The sequence below is a fragment of the Winogradskyella sp. A2 genome, assembly GCF_046762865.1.
Classification (GTDB): Bacteria; Bacteroidota; Bacteroidia; order Flavobacteriales; family Flavobacteriaceae; genus Winogradskyella.
Genome location: NZ_JBKQXM010000016.1, coordinates 1 through 3,202 on the forward strand (window position 1 = coordinate 1; position 3,202 = coordinate 3,202).

Genomic DNA, 3,202 nt, shown 5'->3' on the forward strand with positions numbered 1-3,202 from the left:
TTTAATCGGCTGGATTTCTACGGTCGAAAATTCCACTGGAATTTTCAACGCAACGAAATCATAGCCGAGACCGTTGTACCACATTAAAGAACCGAGATAATTAATGGGAATATTTAACAGAAAAAAGAAATGGGGGAATTTTAGTGGAAACATAAATATCCATTCTGACCTCAAAAAATCTGATATCCCAAAAATCATAGCAGAAAAGAATATTCACTCATTACAAATATTCCAATTTCCAAATCCGAAAAGGCAAACGTGGGAAACACTTAATGAATTCTTCAGTAAGTATCCAGATATTGGATTAAGAATTCTTTGGTATGAATGTCAAGATTTATCCTTTTATAAGCTTATTCCGAATATTAGAAAATTTACAATCGCCACATACAATATAAAAGACTATTCCATACTAAAAACGAATACAAAACTTAAACACTTTGGAATAGAGGAAACTAAATCCAAAGCTGTTGATTTATCATTCATAAAAGAGTTTACGGTTTTAGAATCATTGTATGTTGACGGAATGAAAAAAGGATTAGAGAACGTTAAACATTTATCGAACCTACAAACTTTGACGTTTCGTGGTGTGAAAATGGATAACCTAGACCTTTTGACCGAATGCGCAAAACTTCAAGAATTAAACTTACTTTATGGCAGTTACAAAGACCTAAATGCAGTTTCAAAACTAAATGCTTTAAAAGAATTAGAAATAAGTCGAGTAAGACAAATTCCTGACTACCAATTTTTGAGAAACCTTGTGAATCTTGAGAAACTTTGCTTTGAGGGTATGTCCGAAATGTCCATTTTACCAGATTTAAGTGGACTAAAATCCTTAAAAAGAATCCAAGTTGATAACAACAGTAGGCTAAACGATATTTCTTCAATTTCGCAAATTCCCAATCTTGAAGAATTTTTATTGTTTTTTCCCGAAAACTTTAAAGCTTCAGTAAGAAAAAAATTAACTGAACAAGCATATCAAATTGTAATGGAATCCAAAACGATTAAGTCTACAAGTATATGGCTTCGAGTTAATAACGAGCAGAGAGAAAATTTAAGAACAAAAGGTGTCGAATTTTGGAATTATAGCAAAGAAGCTGAAGATTTAGTATCAAAAAAATAACGTGGTACAACAACGTGTATATTTAATTGCTTTGGCAAGTGCTTATTTGGAAAATTCCTTCGGAATTTTCTCGGGTTCGTTTTTGTTTACTAAATTAGTTGCTAAACCACGCAACTAACCATACACAAACACGTTGTACACAAGCCTGAAAAAAATATAAGATTAAGAGAAAGACTTTTGGAATTAAGAGAACGACAAAAAAAGTCGATTCCTTCAAGAGTTTTCTTCAATCATTTTTTTGCAATTACTTATTGCATTTCTTGTAATGATGAGAGATTTAAGCTCAAGAAAATACCCTTTTACAATAAAATAAAAATCAAAAACCCTGATTTTAACATCAAAGAAGTTAAAAAACTACTTTGGAATTCTTGGAGTACTGAATACGCTTATAGAATTGGAGAAAAAATTGATAATTCCGAATATTACAAGTTTTCACTTCATTGGAATTTCCCTCAAGCTTACTATTCTGCTTATTTGTCAATGACCGCATTTCACGAAACACAAGGAATTGCAAACGACCAGCACGAGAAATCAATAAAACTTTTTGGAAATTCAGTAAAAGATAAACATTATCCATCTGCGATTAGTTTCTACAGTAATGGACTAAAAGATGAATTTCAATATCAAGGACTTCCAACTTTCAAAGGTTTTCCGAAAGACAATAGTTCATTAACAAAAATTGATTGTTTAGAAGACGCTGAATTACAAGTAGCAACATTTCTGAAAACTACAAGAAGACAAAATGCAAATGATAAAAGAGAACGCTTTAAAAAGCAGAATGACCCAAGATTTTTGAACGGAAAAAAAGAATTTAGAAAAGCGTTCAGTAAAAAACATTGGGACATTATTTACGGAGCAATTCCTGAAACATCTGTATTTAATTTGCTATACCGGTTGCGGATAAAAGCAAATTATAGAGACATTGAAACTTTTATAAATGCAGATATAGATTTTAAGAGTTTCCACACAAGTCTAGGAGAATTAATTGACTATTTGAATTTTGTACACGAAGCATATATTACCAAAGCAATTGGAATTGACAAATACGAGAAAATTCTAGATGGATTTCCAAGCCATTTAAACGACCAAACTGCGTTGAAAAGATTTGAAATAATCAAAAAAATATGAAAAAAGGCCAGTGTACAACAATGTATAACCGCAATTACGGCGGATTCGACTACGTCCGAATCCACTCGGAATTGCCAACGTCAGTGCTTAACCGAAAAACATTAACTTTAATCCCGTAACTGACGGTTATACGTAACCGTTGGCAATAATTAGAATGAAAATCGAGAATTTCATCACAAATAGAAAATCAATTGAAAAATTGACATCTGAAATGACCCAAATCGAAAGTGATGGATGGGAAACTAAATATATTGACAAAAAAGATCAATCTGAATGGATAAAAACTCAACTTGATTCGGAATATCACGGAGGCGGAAATCCAATATTATTCAGATTGCCGAAACCAACTCAAACGGATTTGATTAAAATTTTGACTAAATCAACGGATTTGAATCAAATATCGGCTATCTCTTGCTTGCTAAAGGATTCGGAATTTGACGAATATGACAATCACCACGAATATCGCGAAGAATTAATAATCGAATTGGAAAAAATAGTCAATAACATAGATTTTAAATGGAATGGATTTGAGAAAAAACGACTGACAACAATTATTTACGATAGTGACTTGAATTATCCACACAACCAAAGAGAGAGTTTAGGGAAAAAATATAATGAAGTAGAAAATGACTATCAGTATTATAAAAACATAGCAGAAAGAGCTGAAAAAGTAATCGCCCTTTCCAACAAAAACAATTCAATATTAGAAAGAATTAAAAAAGTATTTGATTAATAAAAAACCGAATTAAAAAATAACTATTGCCAACACCGTATATAATTTATTGCTTGGTTCTAGCCTACTTACGAAAATCCTCGCGGATTTTCTATTCGGTTTTTATTTGCTAAATTACGTGCTAATCCACGCAACAAACCATATACAAACACGATGAGAACACATTCGCCAAAGGCGAACTTTAATTACTACGTGCTTTCGCACTCTCGTCCTTAAAGTAA

At 31.9% G+C, this 3,202-nt stretch carries 3 protein-coding genes; all 3 read left to right on the forward strand.

Annotated features, from left to right (window positions below):
• Positions 1-103: 103 nt before the first annotated feature.
• Positions 104-1,120, forward strand: a complete 1,017-nt coding sequence (locus ACFWV9_RS16090; protein ID WP_411896255.1) for a hypothetical protein — start codon at positions 104-106, stop codon at positions 1,118-1,120.
• Between the two features lie 177 nt (positions 1,121-1,297).
• Positions 1,298-2,248 carry a hypothetical protein gene (locus tag ACFWV9_RS16095; protein WP_411896256.1) on the forward strand — a complete coding sequence of 317 codons (951 nt, stop codon included), beginning with the start codon at positions 1,298-1,300 and terminating at the stop codon, positions 2,246-2,248.
• 154 nt (positions 2,249-2,402) lie between these two features.
• Positions 2,403-2,981 carry a hypothetical protein gene (locus ACFWV9_RS16100; protein WP_411896257.1) on the forward strand — a complete coding sequence of 193 codons (579 nt, stop codon included), beginning with the start codon at positions 2,403-2,405 and terminating at the stop codon, positions 2,979-2,981.
• Positions 2,982-3,202 lie beyond the last annotated feature (221 nt).